Genomic DNA, 16,504 nt, shown 5'->3' with positions numbered 1-16,504 from the left:
CCATGCAGACCACCTTGAGCGAAGACGCCCGCCAACTGCCCCGTGCCGCAGAAGCCGAAAGCATTCTGCGCAGTTGCGTGCACTGCGGTTTCTGCAACGCCACCTGCCCGACCTATCAACTGCTGGGCGATGAACTGGATGGCCCGAGGGGGCGTATCTACCTGATCAAGCAGGTGCTCGAAGGCAATGAAGTGACCCGCAAGACCCAGGAGCACCTGGATCGTTGCCTATCGTGCCGCAATTGCGAAACCACCTGCCCGTCCGGCGTCGACTATCACAACTTGCTGGACATCGGCCGGGCGGTGGTCGATGCAGCCGTCCCACGCCCACTCGGCCAACGCCTGTTGCGCGCGGGACTGCGCGGCGCCCTTCCCAATCCGGGGCTGTTCAAAGGGCTGCTGAGCAGCGGCCAGGTTTTTCGCCCATTGCTGCCAAACACACTGCAAAGCAAATTGCCGCGCAACGTGTATCCGGCAAAACCACGACCGACCACCCGCCATACCCGGCAAGTGCTGATGCTCGAAGGCTGCGTGCAACCGAGCCTGTCGCCCAATACCAACGCGGCCGCCGCACGTGTACTGGATCGACTGGGGATCAGCGTCACCTCGATCCGCGAGGCCGGCTGTTGCGGCGCGGTGGACTATCACCTGGACGCTCAGGCCACTGGCCTTGCTCGTGCCCGCCGCAACATCGATGCGTGGTGGCCGGGCATAGAAAGCGGCGCCGAGGCCATAGTGCAAACCGCCAGCGGCTGCGGTGCCTTCATCAAGGACTATGGCCACCTGCTCAGCACCGACCCGGCGTATGCCGACAAAGCGAAAAGGGTCAGTGCCCTGGCTAAGGATCTGGTTGAAGTACTGCGCGACGAGCCGCTGGATCAGCTCGGCGCACACAGCGACCAGCGCCTGGCGTTCCACTGCCCTTGCACCTTGCAGCATGCGCAAAAGCTCGGGGGTGCCGTTGAAGCGATCCTGACAAGCCTGGGGTTCAACCTGACCTCTATTCCCGACAGTCACCTGTGCTGCGGCTCGGCGGGTACTTATTCGCTGACCCAACCCGAACTGTCTCGGCAACTGCGCGACAACAAGCTCAATGCGCTGGAAAGCGAACACCCCGAAGTCATTGTCACCGCCAATATCGGCTGCCAGACCCACCTCAACGGTGCAGGCCGAACCCCTGTCAGGCACTGGATCGAACTGGTCGAAGCCGCCCTGCCTTGACCGAGCGGGACAACACGCTCGCTATCCAACAAATGCCTAGGTTTCGGCGGCGCCAGCCTCCATTGATACCGATTCGCCCTGCAAGCTATCGGCGTGCCGTCCCAGCTGCAAGCCCAGATACCCCCATAGCAATGCACAACCGGCGCCAATCACCGCGGCCAAGCCAACACCCTGCCCCAGCATGTCGAGCAGGCTCTTGGCCCAGCCGCTGACGGCGTCCCCCCCGCGATAAACCACGGTATCGATGAAGTTCTTGGCCTTATATTTGCTCTCGGCATCCAAGGGTGCGAAGAGCATCTCCCTGCCCGGTCGGACAAACGCATACTCGCCGATTCGCCGTACGATCATCAACATCGCGAGTACCGCGAAACCGGGCGCCAGGGCGAGGCCCAGGAAGCCGATACACATCACCAGCGGCACAACCGCCAGCAACGCCCCCACCCCCAGCTTCGGTGCAATGCGCCCAGTGATGAATAACTGAGACAGCAATGCACCTGCTTGCACGATGAAATCAATGGTTCCGAAGACGCGCACCTGCGCCTCGCGATCGGGAAATAACTCAGCCACCAAACGAGCCTGCTCGAAGTAGAGAAACGTCGTCACCGTTGCCAACAACACCACGAAACCGGCAATGCCCAGCAAGTAAGGCGACTTGAATACGGCAGTCAAACCGCTGAATGGATTGCCGCTCAGTGGCTGGCGCGGGCTTTGTGTCGGAGCGGCACCGGGGCGACCGGCCCCGCCCGTCGCACGCCAGCGCATCAACGTCTGTTTCAGTACCAGCGTGGCACCTAATAGCAGGGCTGACAGGAACATCAACCCTGACGCGCCGAGAGTATCGATGAGCACCGCGCTCAAGGCTGGCCCCAGCAGGCCCCCGACACTGGCCCCCGCAGCAATGAAAGCGAATAGACGTTTGGCCTGCTCACCGTCGAAGACATCTGCCATCAAGCTCCAGGCCACAGACACAACGAACAGGTTATACACCGAGATCCAGACGTAAAAGGTACGGGCTAGCCACACGCTATCCGACTGGAACTGAAACAGCTCAACGAACATCAGCAAGTTGATGCCGAAGAAGCTGTATACCCAATCAACGAGGCGCAAGCGTGGTACCCGAGAGCTGAGCCAGGCAAACATCGGAACGGCCGCCAACATGACCAGGAAGGTCGCGGTGAACAGCCATTGCAGATTTTCCACGCCCGCCGTGATCCCCATTGATTCACGGATCGGGCGGAGCATGAAGTAGCCAGTGAAAAGGCAGAGGAACAGCAGAAACCCGCACAGTGCCGGACGCAGTTCATCGTCTTGCGCATTAAGCGCGAGGCTCAAACGATGCAGGTAGGAAGGCGTACTCATGGGAACTCCTGAGAGACGATTACAGGCCAAAAGGCGGGCACGGGACGGATTCGCCCAGGGTGCATCAGCGATAGGTCACGCCGGTCAGTCGTTCGGAGACGGTCCAAAGCTGTTCGGCATCCGCCACCTCGGTTGCGGCGGCGGGTGTCTTGGCAAAGCCCAGCGGACCCCGTTTTTCCTCATCACCAGTCGGGCCGTAATAAGCACCGGCGACGGCCTCCGGCGCGGTGGCGGCATATAGCGTGGGCAATGCCCCTTGCGCTGCGGAGTGGTACGCGTCACGCCCCTCTGCCCAACGTTGGCCGAACTCGCTGTTGAGGCCGGGGCCGCGCGCGATCAACTCGGTAACGGCGACACCAGGGTGTGCAGCAATGCTGCGAATACCCCACTTCTCGGCGTCACTGCGCCGCTGCAACGCAAACGCCCACTGCAGGATGGCCAGTTTCGATTGCGCGTATGCCGCATACGGGTCGTACTTCTGCTCGGCCTGAAGATCAGCGAAGTTCAGGGTGCCACGACTGGCGGCAATGCTTGAAAGGCTTACCACGCGAGGGTCATCGCTTTGACGCAGGAGCGGTACCAGCAGGCCGGTCAGCGCAAAGTGTCCCAGGTAGTTGGTTGCCAGTTGAAGTTCGAAGCCATCCGCGGATGCACCTCGCTCGGGTGGCGCCATAATGGCGGCATTGTTGATCAATACGTCAAGACGCGGCAGGCGCTGGTTCAGACGCTGAGCCAAGCCGTGCACGGATGAAAGATTGGCCAGGTCCACGGCCTCGAACTGCACCTTGGCGTTGGGCACAGACTGCTGAATGCGTGCGATGGCCTCCGCGCCGCGTTCCGGATTGCGTGCAGCGATAATCACCTCGGCGCCGGCACGTGCCAGCGCCAGCGCATCCTCATATCCCATGCCGCTAGTACCGCCGGTGATCAAGACGATCCGGCCCATCTGGGACGGTATGTCTTGGGTCGACCAGTCGGGTTTCGGTGCCACACGAGCGGACGCTTCAATGCTTGCCACACTCAACAGGACGACGCTGGCGCCAAAGGTACGAGCCCATCGCACGAGGCGGTTGAAGTTTTTGCCAAGGCCAATAACGGGTGTTGTAGTTTTATTCCACATGGTTGAGTTCTCGATTTGAATGATGAACCGGCATGACCGGACGCTCACTGGAGCACGCAGGCCTCAGCCAACTTCAGAAAGCTGATGTGCTGTGTTGCCCCGTGGGTGTTCACGTAAGTCATTTTTGCTCGCACGACCTCGCATACCTGCGATCTCGGCTCGTCGATGCGAACGACCTGGGCTACGTCCAGCGGCATGCCATATTCGTAATCAGGGGGATCCGCTTGTTCTTTGGCGAACAAAGGCGAACCGCTCAAAGCGATGATTGCCAGCAAGCTGGCGATCGATAAGTTTTGAATGTTCATAGTGGACTCCACGACTGTCCTTACCGGGATGGTCGTAGCACTCTAGGAGGGGGACACTGTCGTCAAGGTGACTGCTGACTGACAGGAACATGTCAAACACCAGCGTCGGGGAAACGCCGGGGGTTCACTCAGACCCAGCAGTGCTGGACCGGAGCGTGCAGCGGCGCCTAGCGCGCCGCTTGGTTCGTCAGGGAGAATCCGAAGGTGTTGCGCCCGTTCTTGCTGTGGGCGAACACGCGTCCACCGTGCATGGACGCCACCGCCCGCACAATGGAGAGCCCCAGGCCATGATGCGCGTCGCTTCGCGCCCTGGCGGCGTCAGCGCGATAGAAACGCTCGAACAAGCGCTCCAGGTGCACGTTATCAATAGGCTCCCCGGCATTGGAAACACTCACCTCGGCCTGCAGGCCATGGCTTTCCAGGCTCACCGTGATCGTGCTTGCCGGCACTGCGTATCGCGCCGCGTTCTGCAGCAGATTGGCCAGGGAACGGTGGAAAAGCCGCCGATCGATGCATACGCGCATGTCGCCGTTGATCACCACGCTCAGCTGTTTGTCGTGCAAGACCGGCTCCAGGTATTCCACCGTCTTCGACGCCTCTTCATAAAGCGAGACATCACTCAGCTCTGTTGCCCGCTGCCCACTTTCGGCACCCGCCAGGAACAGCATGTCATTGACGATGGTGCCCATTCGTTCCAGCTCTTCGAGGTTGGACTGCAGCAGATCCTGGAGCTCATTCACGTCACGTCCGTGGGCCAACGCGACCTGGGTCTGCCCGATCAGGTTGGTCAGGGGCGTTCGCAACTCATGGGCCACATTGGCATTGAACCCTTCGAGCTGGCACCAGGCGGCTTCCTGACGAGCCAGGGCTCCGTTGAACGACACCGCCAGTTCCTGCAATTCGCCTGGCAGCGCCTCGGTGTCCAGTCGCTGTTTCGAATCGCCCGGCGGCAGGCTGTTGGCCTGACGACTAAGCCGCCTGACCGGCCCCAGGCCGAAACGCGCGATCCAGTATCCGAGCAGCGCGACCAGCACGACGCCCAACGCCGAGGTCAGGATCAGGATCTTGGTGAAGTGGTCCAGAGTCCTCATGAACGGCGTTGAATCAAGCCCCACGATAAAGCGCAACTCCGGACGGCTACCCATGGCGGCAATGGTCTTGACCAACAGCACCATGGGACGATCTCGCTCAGGTATCTCGACGCTGAAAAATCCATCCGGGCGCTTCGACCAATCCTGGCCGTCCGGCATCGGCCCGCCATAGGTGTAGTCCGGGTTGTCAACCAGGACCCAATAACGCACCCGCTCATCGGTAGGTGTCAGGCCGTCGAGCTTCTGCCGCAAGCCGACCCAGAACGCCGCCGAATCATATTTTGCAAGCACGGGGTCAAGGACGGAATGGCGCAAGATCAGCTCGTTTTGCATTTGATCTTCGAGCGACTGCTTCAAAGAACAGCGCAACAGTGTCGCGCTGATCGCGGTGATCACAAGGACTGCAAGCGCAAACATCAGGGCGAGTCGCTTGGCGATCGATCTTTTCATCATGGCGTACCCGTTTGCCTGCTATCGGCTTCACGACTCTCCAATACATAACCCATGCCACGGACGGTATGCAGCAGCTTGCGTGGATAAGGCGCATCCACCTTGGATCGCACGCGCTTGATCGCCACTTCGACCACATTGGCGTCACTGTCGAAATTCATGTCCCAGACCTGCTCGGCAATCATCAACTTGGAAAGAATCTCACCCTGGTGCCGCGCCAACAGGCTCAACAGACAGAACTCCTTGGCCGTCAGATCCAGCCGCAACCCGGCCCGGGTGACCTTGCGTGCTTGCAGGTCGACCTCAAGGTCATCGATGCGCAAGTGCGTCGGGTCGGCTGAGTCATCGGCACGACGCCGGATCAATGCCTGGACGCGCGCGACCAGTTCGGCAAAGGAAAAGGGCTTGGCCAGGTAATCATCGGCGCCCTCGCGCAGGCCCCGGACGCGATCATCCACCGTGCCCCTTGCCGACAACATGATGACCGGGGTTTTCTTGTGCAGGCGCAAACCCTGCAGCACGCCGTAGCCGTCCTTGCCCGGCAACATGACATCCAGGATCACGACGTCGTAATCCATCTCCAGCGCGTAGTGCAGGCCATCGATGCCATTAGTCGCGACATCAACAATGTAGCCGAGCTCGCTCAAGCCACGATGCACATAAGAGGACGTCTTTTCTTCGTCCTCAATGATGAGCAAACGCATCGGGTAACTCCTCTGTGGAAGCAGCGCGGGTCCTGAGTCCCTTATTTATGCCTCAAGCGGTCCGGGCAGACGTGTAGACCATTCGCCAGCCTATAGGACAAAGGTGTCCTGAGGCTGACCGCTTCCTGACATTCTTGTCAGAATTGGCCGGGCGCCCATCAGGAACTGCCTAGTAACGATACCCATGCTACCTAATATCAGTTCTAGCCCCCCGTCACGGATGCGCAAGGCTAGCAATAAGGTATTCCGACCAGGAATACACCCATGAAAAACCTGCATTTTATTTATCACCGTGGAACTCGTAGGGTGTGTCCTTCAATGCATATGGAGATGACCGCCGTGAACAATTCCCGCCTGCGCCTGTACGTTGACTCTCAGTTCACCAGCCCCTATGCCATGTCGGCTTTCGTGGTGCTTCGCGAAAAGGGCATCGAATTTGAAATGAGCCCGCTAGACCTGGAAGCATCCGAAAACCAGACAGAGGACTATGCCAATCTTTCGCTGACGCAACGCGTGCCTACACTCGTGCATGGGGACTTCGCCCTGTCTGAATCTTCGGCGATCACGGAGTATCTGGAAGAGGTATTTCCTCTGACGCCGGTTTACCCACAAGACCGACTGCAGCGTGCGAAGGCACGGCAAGTCCAGGCATGGTTGCGCAGTGATCTGTTGCCGATCCGACAGGAGCGTTCCACCTTGGTGGTGTTTTATGGCCTCAAATCAGCGCCCTTGTCGTCCCTTGCCGAATCGGCGGTGCACAAGCTGGTCGGTGCCGCACAAACGCTGTTGGCCGAAAGCCCAGAGTACCTGTTCGGTCAATGGTCGATTGCCGATGTTGACCTGGCGTTGATGCTCAACCGACTGATCCTCAACGGTGACTCCGTGCCCACCGCACTGGTGGAATACGCGCGGCGCCAATGGCAACGACCGTCTGTTCAGGAGTGGGTCAATCTGCAGCGTCCGGCGTTGTAACTTGCACCCTTATCATTGACGAACTCGTCCAGGCCCTCCTGACACCCACCACGCGGCGTCCTTCGGCAATACCCTCAAAGCAGCCATTAAATGGCAGAATCTCCCGATCATGTATCTTTTGGAGACCACAATGCTTCGTGTGTTTGAACGAAGGCTCGACCCTTTCCCACCCGATGAAGCACCACCGCCACCGGTCGGCCTGATGCAGTTCCTGTGGGCCTGCACCCGAGGCGCACGCGGCTACATCCTCGTGTTTGCGCTGCTCAGTGCCTGTGTGTCGATTTATGAAGCCTGGTTGTTTTCCTTCCTCGGGCAGGTCGTGGACCTGCTCTCGACCTGGAAAGCGGGTGGTGATGCGCAAGGTCAGGAAAGTCGAGTACTGTGGGGTATCGGCATCGTCTTGCTCACCAGCATCGGGCTGGTGGCGCTGCGCACCATGGTGCAGCACCAGATATTGGCGATCAATTTTCCACTGCGGCTGCGCTGGGACTTCCATCGCCTCATGCTGCGGCAAAGCCTTTCATTTTTTTCCGACGAGTTCTCCGGCCGCGTGACGACCAAGGTGATGCAGACGGCGCTCGCGGTGCGCGAAGTCCTGTTCACCCTCATTGAAATCGCACCCGGGATCGGGGTGTACTTCATCGCGATCATCGCCCTGGCTGGCGGCTTCGCTCTGAAACTGATGCTGCCGTTCATTGCCTGGATCGCATTGTTCGGCCTGGCCATGCTGTACTTCGTGCCACGCTTGGGGCAAGTCGGCCAGGAACAGGCCAATGCGCGGTCGTCGATGACCGGGCGCATCTCGGACGCCTACACCAACATCACCACCGTGAAGCTGTTCTCGCACTCCAAACGCGAGGCGCACTTCGCGCGCGCGGCCATGGAGGATTTCAAGCTCACCGGCTTTCGCCAGATGCGCCTGGTCAGCCAGTTCGAGATCGTCAACCAGGCACTGGTGGTCGCGCTCATCGTTGGCGCCGGCGGCTATGCCTTGTGGCTGTGGCACCTGGGCGAAGTCGGCACGGGGGCAGTAGCGGCAATTACCGCCATGGCGTTGCGTATCAATGGCATGTCCCACTGGATCATGTGGCAAATGACCTCGCTGTTCGAAAGCATCGGCACTGTGCAGGATGGCATGGCGACCTTGACCCTTGGCCCCAAGGTGGTGGATGCTCCAGGTGCCGGCGTGCTGGTGCCCGCTGGCGGCGCGGTGACCTTCGACAATGTCAGCTTCAACTACAACGGTGAACGCCAGGTGCTCGATGGCCTGAGCCTGGACATCCGCCCAGGCGAAAAGATCGGTCTGGTGGGCCGTTCCGGCGCGGGCAAATCCACGCTGATCAACCTGCTGCTGCGCTTCTACGACGTGGACAGCGGTGAGATTCGTATCGACGGTCAAAATATTGCCCAAGTGACGCAAGAGAGCCTGCGCAGCGCCATCGGCATGGTCACTCAGGACACTTCCCTGCTCCACCGTTCCATACGCGACAACATCGCCTACGGCCGCCCGGATGCGACCGACGAGCAAATCCGTAGGGCTGCGGCCAACGCCCAGGCCGATGGTTTTATCAGCCAACTGAGCGACCGACAAGGTCATTGCGGCTATGACACCCTGGTGGGTGAACGCGGCATCAAACTGTCGGGCGGCCAGCGCCAGCGCATTGCCATCACCCGGGTTATGCTCAAGAACGCGCCTATCCTGTTGCTTGACGAGGCCACCAGCGCCTTGGATTCGGAAGTCGAAGTCGCCATCCAGGAAAGCCTCGATGAAATGATGGAGGGCAAGACCGTCATCGCCATCGCCCATCGACTGTCAACGATCGCGGCCATGGACCGGCTGATTGTCATGGATGACGGGCGCATCATCGAACAAGGCACCCACGCCGAACTGCTGGCGAGAAACGGCACTTACGCGCGGCTGTGGCACCACCAGAGCGGTGGGTTTCTGGGTGAGGACCAGGGCGTGGCTGAGGCAGTGGAGTAGCCGCGCTTGCCGATAGCGTGATGTGCTGGCGTTCTATCGATCAAGCGGGCTCCTTTCAGAGTGCCTTGGCCCAGCCCCGCAGCACGTACTTCTGGATCTTGCCCGTCGAGGTTTTCGGCAACTCGCTGAATACCACGGTTTTCGGGAGCTTGAACCCTGCCAGATGCTCACGACAGAAGCGGATGATATCGGCTTCCCGAGTGGCCTGGCAGTCGGTTTTGAGGGTGATGTAGGCGCACGGGGTTTCACCCCATTTTTCGTCCGGGCGGGCGACCACCGCCGCTTCCAATACCGCCGGGTGACGATACAAAACGTCCTCGATCTCGATGGTGGAAATGTTCTCCCCGCCCGAGATGATTATGTCCTTGAGCCGATCCTTGATTTCGACATAGCCGTCCGGGTGCCGGACCGCGAGGTCGCCGGTGTGGAACCAGCCGCCCTTGAACGCCTCACGGGTGGCTTCGGGGTTCTTCAGGTAACCCTTCATCACCGTGTTGCCGCGCATGAAGATTTCGCCGACGGTGATGCCATCGCAAGGCACCGGCGCCAGGGTCTGCGAATCAGCGACCATGAGGCCTTCCAGGGTCGGGTAGCGCACGCCTTGGCGTGACTTGATCTTCGCCCGCTCGTCGAGCGGTTGCTCATCCCACTGTGCGTGCCAGGCACAAACGGTTACGGGGCCGTAAACCTCGGTCAACCCGTAGACGTGGGTGATCTTGATGCCCATCTCCTCGACCGCACCGATGACCTTGGCCGGCGGCGCGGCGCCCGCCACCATGGTGTTGACCGGGTGATCCAAAGTGACCTTGGCCGAGTCCGGCAGGTTGACCAGCGCGTTGAGCACAATGGGCGCGCCGCACAGGTGGCTGACTTGGTGCTGGTTGATCAGCATGAGGATTTTTGCCGGGTCCACACGGCGCAAAAACACATGGGTGCCGGCCAGCGCGGTGACGGTCCACGGGTAGCACCAGCCATTGCAATGGAACATCGGCAGCGTCCAGAGGTACACCGGATGGTTGCCCATGGCCCAGGTCATCTGGTTGCCCAGTGAATTGAGATAAGCGCCACGGTGGTGGTAAATCACGCCTTTCGGGTTGCCGGTGGTGCCGGACGTGTAGTTGAGGGCAATGGCTTGCCACTCGTCCTCAGGCCATTGCCAGGCGAATTGCGGGTCGCCTTCAGCGAGGAAGGCTTCATAGTCCAGATCGCTGAGCGCTTGGCCTTCGCCATACTCGGGGTCGTCCACATCGACCACCAGGGGCGGCTTGGACAGCAGGCTCAGGGCCTCACGAATCACCTCGTGGAATTCACGGTCGGTGATCAACACCTTGGCTTCACCGTGCTCCAGCATGAAGGCAATGGCGGGCGCATCCAGCCGTACATTGAGGGTGTTGAGAACGGCGCCAATCATTGGCACAGCAAAGTGCGCTTCAAGCATGGCCGGGATGTTGGGCAGCATCACCGCGACCGTATCACCCTTGCCGATACCCCGCCCACTGAGCGCGCCGGCCAAGCGCCGGCAGCGCTCATAAGTCTGTTGCCAGTTGCGCCGTACCGCGCCGTGGATCACCGCCGGATACTCACCGTAGACCGAGGCCGTGCGCTCGATGAAGCTCAGTGGCGAGCGCGCGACATGATTGACTGGCGAAGGCGCCAGGCCCGTTTCGAAAATCGACATGAGGTTTTCCTGTGGGGAAGTCCCTAGCCGCGTAGCACGCCTGGGCACTTCCAATGGCTGATTGTTGGCTCTGAACAGGTGTGGATCACGGCCCCGCCTGATCGACGGGGGCGCTGCATCGATGCAACCGCTGGTTCAAGCCGGACGTTTATCGTTCTTGCGCACGTACGAGCGCCAGGTCATGGCCCAGTGTTGCGGGTCTTCCAGTGGCGCGCTCTTGAGCCGGTGGATCGCCTGGTTATGCGGCGAGGTTTTGACGATCTCGGGATTAGAGTAGGCCTCGTCGGAGATTCGCGCGAGCACCGCGATCCAGGTGTCCAGCGCTTCCTTGCCATACATTTCGCCCGGCTCCGGAGTGAACGGCTCGGGCACCAGCCACGGGTGGTGGCTGCTCCACATCGGATCAATACCGAAATCGCTCATGCGGTTCTGCACATCGTGGACATCCACCCCAGTGTCTTCCTTGAGTTGCTCAAGGCTGTAGCGCGTCATTTCCATCCGCGGACTCGTGGCCTCGGGATGGGAACGGGTGACACCGCGAATGGCCAACAGGCCTTTTTCCATGTAGTTGTTGGCCAGCACGGAAATGTCCGAGGCCTCGGCCATACCCGCTGCCCCCATGGCGCGGGACCAGGCGTAGGCCTTGAGAATCACCGGGACATTGCCCCAGAACTCGCGGATCTTGCCGCAGCTTTGTGGGCGGTCATGGTCGAGGCGATAGCGCTCACCGTCAAAGGCGACCACCGGCGCCGGCAAGAACGGTGCGAGTTCCGCCGAGCAGCCATAAGCCCCGACAGCGGGGCCGCCGACGCCACTCTTGGGCGCGCCGAAGGTCTTGTGCAGCATGAACATGCAGGCATCGAAGCCGAGTTCGCGGGCGCGGATCTTGGTCATCGCGCCATTGAAGTTGGCGTGATCGTAGAAGCACAGGCCGCCGGCTTCATGCACCACGCGCACCCATTCGCGGATCTCGGGGTTGTAGACGCCCATGTCGTCGGGGTTGTTCACCATCAACGCGGCAGTGCGGTTGGACACGGCAGCCTTCAGCGATTCGAGCGACGGATAGCCGTTCTCCTCGATCATCAGCGTGATGACCTTGAACCCCGCCGCCGCAGCCGTCGCGGCACTGCTGGGGTGTGCCTGGAGGGTGGTGATGATCTCGTCACGCTGGGCCAGCTCACCACGGGACGCATGGTAGGCGCGGGTCACGGCGCAACTGGTGTAGGCCGCGTCGGCACCGCCGCCAGCCTGGAAGATGAACTGATCCATCCCGGACAACTCGCGCAGGATGGTATCCATGCCATGCACCACTTCCAGCGCGCCTTGCAGGGTATCTTCGTCCTGATAGGGATGCACGTGGGTGATTTCCGGACGCCAGGCCATGGCCTCGTTGATCTGCGCGTTGTACTTCATGGTGCAGGTGCCGAACAGGCTGATGTTCATCATGCCCAGGGTCTGCTGCGACAGGCGCAAGTAGTGATACAGCACTTCGGGCTCGGACATTTCCGGCAACGCCGGTTTGCGCGAGCGGCGCATGGTCGCGGGAATCAAATCAGCGGCGCTGCCGACCACTGTCTGAACGTCGGCTTCGACCTCGGAAAAAATCACACCGCGGCGGCCGGGATAGCCCATCTCCATGATGACCGGTTCGCTCCAGACGGGGGCATGGTATTCCTTGAGTGGGGTGCTCATTGTGCGATTACCTTTTTGAGTGCAGCGGTCAGACGCCCGATATCTGCCTGGGTGTGAATCTCGGTGACGCAATACAGGGCACTGGCGCCCAGCTCCGGGAAGTCCTGCGTCAGGTCTTTGCCGCCGAAGATCCCCAGTGCGAGCAACTGCTTGTTGATGTCTTTCACGCTGAGCCCGGTGGCCTCGAAATTGACCACGAACTCCTTGAAGAAACCGGACGGGAATGTCACGCCTACCCCAGGAATTTCAGCCAGCCGCCTGGCGGCGTAGTGAGCCCGTTGCAGGATCACCTTGCCCACGTCTTCAAAGCCCTGTGGCCCCATCATCGCCATGTACACGGCGTTGGCGATGGCCCACATGTACACCGAGTGGCCGGTCCAGTCGTTACCCTTGTCACGCAAGCCGTAGGACGATTGCTCGAACAGGCTCAGGCCAAAACCGTATTCGCCGGGCTTGGTGGTCTCGGCGATGCTGATGAACAGCGTCGGATACTGATGCGCATAGAGTTCTTCGTCGCGGGTTGCAATGAAGCCGCTGACGCCACCGCCGCAATTCATGTGCACGCCGAGCGGCTGCGTGGTACCGACCACGATGTCCGCGCCGAAATCGATGGGTGCCACCAGCACGCCCAAAGAGATAGGGTCGACACCGACGATCACTTCGGCGCCCGCCGCATGGGCAATCGCCGCAATCTCGGCGCCTTGTTGTTCGATCACTCCGAAGTAGGACGGGGTTTCGAAATAGACGGCGGCGGTTTGCGCACCGATCGAGGCGCGCAGGTGATCGAGGTCGAGCAAACCGGTGTTCGGGTCATAGTCGACGAGGCGTACGACGATGTGGCTCGGCATGTCGACCGGTTCGCAGTAGTTGCGAATGATCGACAGCCGCTCCGGGTCGATGGCACGGACCACCGCCACTTCGTTGCGCCCGGTGATGCGTGTGGCCATGCGGATGGCGTGGCCGGCGGCACAACCCCAACTGCGCACGGGCAGGCCCACCAGGTCCATATTCAGTAACTCGCCGAGCTGGCTGCAGAACTCGAACCAGGCTTGGTTGCGCCCGTGGTCGGAACTCGGCTCGCCGAATACCGACGTCAGCCATTCATTGCGCCGTACCACCTCGTCGCAGGCCGCCGGAACGTGATGCTGCCAACAGCCGGCGCCAAGGAAGTTGAGGTTCTGCTCGCAGGTCTTGTTCTTCGACAACGTACTGACCAAGTGTCGGCGCAGCTCACTTTCGTTCAGTGCCAGCGGCAGGTTGATCGGCCGTTGCAGGCGATGTCCCTCGGGGATTTGCTGGAACAGTGCCTCGATGCTGTCGACACCAATGGAGTCCAGCATCTCCTGCTTGAGGGCGGGTACGGAGTTCGCCATGTAGGGGTGGGCGACATGATTGCTCATGGGGTTATCCTCGGTTTTTTCGGATGGAACAAATGGTCAGGATCGAACCCTGAAGACGACGGACCGGTCAGGTCCTGTGTGCACGCGTATATGGCCGCTGAGCGCGGCGTCGACTTGGGCGTCGCCGGTGTCGACGCGCAAGCAACCGGCGTCGAGGGAAAGCAGCTTGTCCATCGAGGCGATCACGATAAGGTGCTCGCGCCCTGCCCGGCGGATGACCTCGGCGCTGATCTGCTGATTGCCACGGCCGAACAAGCTGCCATGCCCGCCAAGAACGCCGACGATGATGCGGGTCTCATAGCCCTCCATCAGCCGGATCAACTGGTATTCGTTGAGGTCAGAGCCCACCAGCGCGCGGTTCAGCACGGCATCGACACCCAGCAGCGTCGATGGCAGGCCGAGTTCGGTCATCACGCGCCGCGTGGTGGTGCCGGGACCCAACAGGTACAGGCAGCCTGGCTGCATCTCTCGAACGACCTGCCGGCAGGCGGCGTCCAGCGCCAGGTTGTCACTGGCGATAGAGCCGGACTTGGCGTTTTGTACGAGGTGACGTTCATAAGGGCTGCGTGCGTAGCCATAGAGTTGCGCCGACACCTGGTCATTTCGCGTGGCCGCTTCATCGATGTCCATCACCTCGGCCTCGCGAAAGCGCACCGAAGGCTCGCCGGCAACAAAGCGTGCGGCGAGGTTTCCAGCGTTTTCGGGATTGGTACCGAAGACGGCGGAATACATTTTCACGCCCGTCGGGATACCGAGGATCGGCACCCGGTCACCGACCATTCCCAGCACATCCCGCGCCGTGCCATCACCGCCGGCGAAAAGCAGTAGATCAACATTGGCGTAGGCCATGACAATCGCCGCGCTTCGCGTGTCATCGGCTTGGCTCGATTCGGAGGTTGAGCGGTAGACGACGATAGGGTCGAGACCGGCGGCGCGTGCAACGTCTTCGCCCAACGCGCCAGAGCCGGTGAGCAAGCGAAAAGGCATGGACGAGGCAGCCAGGCGTTTGAGCGCGAGCACGGCGCGCTCGCTGGAGACCGGCCGCGCACCACGCCGTCGCGCCTCTAGCAGGACGTCGGGGCCGTCGGTGCCCTTCAAACCCACCGGACCGCCCATGCCCGCAACAGGATTGACGATCAGCCCGAGGGTTTTGCCCTGGCCGACGCTAGTGACTGAACTCTCGGGATCGCGCGGCTCACACATTGCTCGGTATCCTGTGCTGAAGAGCGGCGTCACCGGCACTGAAGAAACAGATCTCCATGCCGATTGCATACGCCTCGTATGTGAGCAACAATACGACATACGCAGCGTATGTCAACTGACATACGCCATGCATGTTAAATTTTGATGAGGAAAACGCTCGATGGCGCAGAAGCGTGCGGACATGATTTCGGAGACCCGCGGCAAGCTGATCAAGGCAGCACGGGAAGCCTTCGCGACGAAAGGCTATGCGGACAGTTCGATGGACGATCTGACCGCGCAAGCGGGGCTCACCCGGGGCGCGCTATACCATCACTTCGGTGACAAGAAAGGGTTGCTGCAGGCCGTCATCACCCAGATCGACGAAGAAATGATGGCGCGCCTGTCGGTCATCATCGAAGAGGCGGCCACGATCTGGGACGGCTTCATCGATGAATCCATCGCATACATCAAGATGTCCCTGGAACCTGAAATCCAACGCATCGTGTTCCTCGACGGGCCGTCAGTGCTGGGCGATCCTTCGCAATGGCCCAGCCAGAACGCGTGTATCCGCAGCACCCAACGCAGCATCCAACGGCTGATCGACGAAGGGACGATTCGCCCGGTCAACACCGAAGCGACGGCACGCCTGATCATGGGCGCCCTGCTCGGCGCGTCCTTGTGGATCGCCAATGCTGATGATCCGCATAGGGCGTCTGAGCAGGTGGTGGAGAGTTTTGTCGCGTTGGCTTCGGGGTTGCTGCTGGGGCCTGAGGCCGTGAATCGGTAGCGGTTGGGTGTTGCAGGATGATGGGTTGTTCACCCTGCTCGATCTGCTGGAGCCGCAACGCCGTTCGCGTTTTACTCCGTAGTGGAAAGCCGCGTTGCTTCCGCCATCTGCGTGTTGCTGATGGCCGATTTCGGCTTCGCCAGCGTGTCACCGATCCAGCGGCTGGTGATGGACAAAGCCCGCGCCGCCGGTGCACCCAACCTCGCCGCCTCCTTCAACATCGGCCTGCTCAATCTGGGCAACGCCATCGGTGCGTGGCTGGGCGGCTGGGTAATCGCCCAAGATTTCGGCTACGCCTCGCCCAACTGGGCAGGCGGCCTGCTTTCCACGGCAGCGTTGATACTGGCCCTAGCATCTGGCTGGCTCACGGTTTCTCGCGTAGCCAACCGCAGGGCCGCTGTGGCATGTTCTGCGGGTTGAGGTTGATCAATCCGAGCGTTCCCGACGCTGGCACTTCCGTGGCGCTGGGCGAAACGGGCGCGAAACTCATGAGAGAAATGCGCACTATCGCAAGGGCCGTAGAACAAGCCGAAAGGCCCGCGGCTGGAGGAACATGTGAT

The 16,504-nt window shown here is 60.8% G+C and carries 14 protein-coding genes; 5 read left to right on the top strand and 9 right to left on the bottom strand.

The features are described from left to right. Nucleotides 1–2: 2 nt before the first annotated feature. The gene (gene glcF / locus QNH97_RS10600; RefSeq protein WP_283556752.1) at nucleotides 3–1,220 is read left to right on the top strand and encodes a glycolate oxidase subunit GlcF; all 1,218 of its coding nucleotides are present in this window, start codon (nucleotides 3–5) and stop codon (nucleotides 1,218–1,220) included. Between the two features lie 36 nt (nucleotides 1,221–1,256). On the opposite strand, the gene QNH97_RS10595 is transcribed toward glcF, so the two are convergent. The 5 genes from QNH97_RS10595 to QNH97_RS10575 all read right to left on the bottom strand — a co-directional run bounded on the left by QNH97_RS10595 (nucleotide 1,257) and on the right by QNH97_RS10575 (nucleotide 6,249). Further along, nucleotides 1,257–2,579: an NTP/NDP exchange transporter gene (locus QNH97_RS10595; protein WP_283556751.1), complete on the bottom strand. Its 1,323-nt coding sequence runs from the start codon at nucleotides 2,577–2,579 to the stop codon at nucleotides 1,257–1,259. A gap of 64 nt (nucleotides 2,580–2,643) precedes the next feature. Then, nucleotides 2,644–3,699, bottom strand: a complete 1,056-nt coding sequence (locus QNH97_RS10590; protein ID WP_283556750.1) for an oxidoreductase — start codon at nucleotides 3,697–3,699, stop codon at nucleotides 2,644–2,646. Between the two features lie 44 nt (nucleotides 3,700–3,743). Next, the gene (locus QNH97_RS10585) at nucleotides 3,744–4,004 is read right to left on the bottom strand and encodes a DUF2790 domain-containing protein (RefSeq protein ID WP_283556749.1); all 261 of its coding nucleotides are present in this window, start codon (nucleotides 4,002–4,004) and stop codon (nucleotides 3,744–3,746) included. Nucleotides 4,005–4,171: 167 nt separating this feature from the next. Then, nucleotides 4,172–5,512: a heavy metal sensor histidine kinase gene (locus QNH97_RS10580; RefSeq protein WP_283557459.1), complete on the bottom strand. Its 1,341-nt coding sequence runs from the start codon at nucleotides 5,510–5,512 to the stop codon at nucleotides 4,172–4,174. A 32-nt stretch (nucleotides 5,513–5,544) separates the two neighbouring features. Continuing rightward, entirely contained in the window at nucleotides 5,545–6,249 is a 705-nt protein-coding gene (locus QNH97_RS10575) for a heavy metal response regulator transcription factor (protein WP_283556748.1), read from the bottom strand. Nucleotides 6,250–6,588: 339 nt separating this feature from the next. On the opposite strand from QNH97_RS10575, the gene yfcF reads away from it, so the two are divergent. Continuing rightward, a complete protein-coding gene (gene yfcF, locus QNH97_RS10570; protein ID WP_283557458.1) occupies nucleotides 6,589–7,221 on the top strand; it encodes a glutathione transferase in 633 nt (210 codons plus the stop codon). 130 nt (nucleotides 7,222–7,351) lie between these two features. Then, the gene (locus QNH97_RS10565) at nucleotides 7,352–9,205 is read left to right on the top strand and encodes an ABC transporter ATP-binding protein (protein ID WP_283556747.1); all 1,854 of its coding nucleotides are present in this window, start codon (nucleotides 7,352–7,354) and stop codon (nucleotides 9,203–9,205) included. A 55-nt stretch (nucleotides 9,206–9,260) separates the two neighbouring features. Here the strand turns inward: QNH97_RS10565 and QNH97_RS10560 are convergent, their stop codons facing one another. From QNH97_RS10560 to QNH97_RS10545, 4 genes are all read right to left on the bottom strand, one after another. Beyond that, nucleotides 9,261–10,883 (bottom strand): acyl-CoA synthetase, encoded by a 1,623-nt coding sequence (locus QNH97_RS10560; RefSeq protein ID WP_283556746.1) that lies wholly within the window; start codon nucleotides 10,881–10,883, stop codon nucleotides 9,261–9,263. 135 nt (nucleotides 10,884–11,018) lie between these two features. Then, complete coding sequence (gcvPB, locus tag QNH97_RS10555) at nucleotides 11,019–12,575, bottom strand: aminomethyl-transferring glycine dehydrogenase subunit GcvPB (RefSeq protein WP_283556745.1); 1,557 nt, start codon at nucleotides 12,573–12,575, stop codon at nucleotides 11,019–11,021. Next, a complete protein-coding gene (gcvPA, locus tag QNH97_RS10550; RefSeq protein WP_283556744.1) occupies nucleotides 12,572–13,975 on the bottom strand; it encodes an aminomethyl-transferring glycine dehydrogenase subunit GcvPA in 1,404 nt (467 codons plus the stop codon). Before gcvPA ends, gcvPB begins: the two co-directional genes overlap by 4 nt. Before the next feature lie 36 nt (nucleotides 13,976–14,011). Then, the gene (locus QNH97_RS10545) at nucleotides 14,012–15,178 is read right to left on the bottom strand and encodes an ATP-NAD kinase family protein (protein ID WP_283556743.1); all 1,167 of its coding nucleotides are present in this window, start codon (nucleotides 15,176–15,178) and stop codon (nucleotides 14,012–14,014) included. A 160-nt stretch (nucleotides 15,179–15,338) separates the two neighbouring features. Here QNH97_RS10545 and QNH97_RS10540 point away from each other — a divergent pair, with 160 nt between their 5' ends. Together QNH97_RS10540 and QNH97_RS10535 are read left to right on the top strand one after the other, a co-directional pair. Further along, on the top strand, nucleotides 15,339–15,944 hold the full coding sequence (locus tag QNH97_RS10540; RefSeq protein WP_283556742.1) for a TetR/AcrR family transcriptional regulator: 606 nt from the start codon (nucleotides 15,339–15,341) through the stop codon (nucleotides 15,942–15,944). A 120-nt stretch (nucleotides 15,945–16,064) separates the two neighbouring features. Beyond that, nucleotides 16,065–16,364: a hypothetical protein gene (locus QNH97_RS10535; protein WP_283556741.1), complete on the top strand. Its 300-nt coding sequence runs from the start codon at nucleotides 16,065–16,067 to the stop codon at nucleotides 16,362–16,364. Nucleotides 16,365–16,504: the final 140 nt, after the last annotated feature.

The organism is Pseudomonas sp. G2-4, assembly GCF_030064125.1.
Lineage (GTDB): Bacteria > Pseudomonadota > Gammaproteobacteria > Pseudomonadales > Pseudomonadaceae > Aquipseudomonas.
Note: the sequence above shows the minus strand (reverse complement) of the source record. Positions and strands in the feature narration are given on the sequence as shown.

Bases quoted from the DNA above. Each gene is read 5' to 3' on its own strand.
- QNH97_RS10565 (WP_283556747.1), top strand. From the start codon at position 7,352: ATGCTTCGTGTGTTTGAACGAAGGCTCGACCCTTTCCCACCCGATGAA.
- glcF (WP_283556752.1), top strand. From the start codon at position 3: ATGCAGACCACCTTGAGCGAAGACGCCCGCCAACTGCCCCGTGCCGCA.
- QNH97_RS10575 (WP_283556748.1), bottom strand. From the start codon at position 6,249: ATGCGTTTGCTCATCATTGAGGACGAAGAAAAGACGTCCTCTTATGTG.
- QNH97_RS10590 (WP_283556750.1), bottom strand. From the start codon at position 3,699: ATGTGGAATAAAACTACAACACCCGTTATTGGCCTTGGCAAAAACTTC.
- QNH97_RS10535 (WP_283556741.1), top strand. From the start codon at position 16,065: ATGGCCGATTTCGGCTTCGCCAGCGTGTCACCGATCCAGCGGCTGGTG.
- gcvPA (WP_283556744.1), bottom strand. From the start codon at position 13,975: ATGAGCAATCATGTCGCCCACCCCTACATGGCGAACTCCGTACCCGCC.
- QNH97_RS10595 (WP_283556751.1), bottom strand. From the start codon at position 2,579: ATGAGTACGCCTTCCTACCTGCATCGTTTGAGCCTCGCGCTTAATGCG.
- QNH97_RS10540 (WP_283556742.1), top strand. From the start codon at position 15,339: ATGGCGCAGAAGCGTGCGGACATGATTTCGGAGACCCGCGGCAAGCTG.
- QNH97_RS10580 (WP_283557459.1), bottom strand. From the start codon at position 5,512: ATGTTTGCGCTTGCAGTCCTTGTGATCACCGCGATCAGCGCGACACTG.
- QNH97_RS10545 (WP_283556743.1), bottom strand. From the start codon at position 15,178: ATGTGTGAGCCGCGCGATCCCGAGAGTTCAGTCACTAGCGTCGGCCAG.
- QNH97_RS10560 (WP_283556746.1), bottom strand. From the start codon at position 10,883: ATGTCGATTTTCGAAACGGGCCTGGCGCCTTCGCCAGTCAATCATGTC.
- gcvPB (WP_283556745.1), bottom strand. From the start codon at position 12,575: ATGAGCACCCCACTCAAGGAATACCATGCCCCCGTCTGGAGCGAACCG.
- QNH97_RS10585 (WP_283556749.1), bottom strand. From the start codon at position 4,004: ATGAACATTCAAAACTTATCGATCGCCAGCTTGCTGGCAATCATCGCT.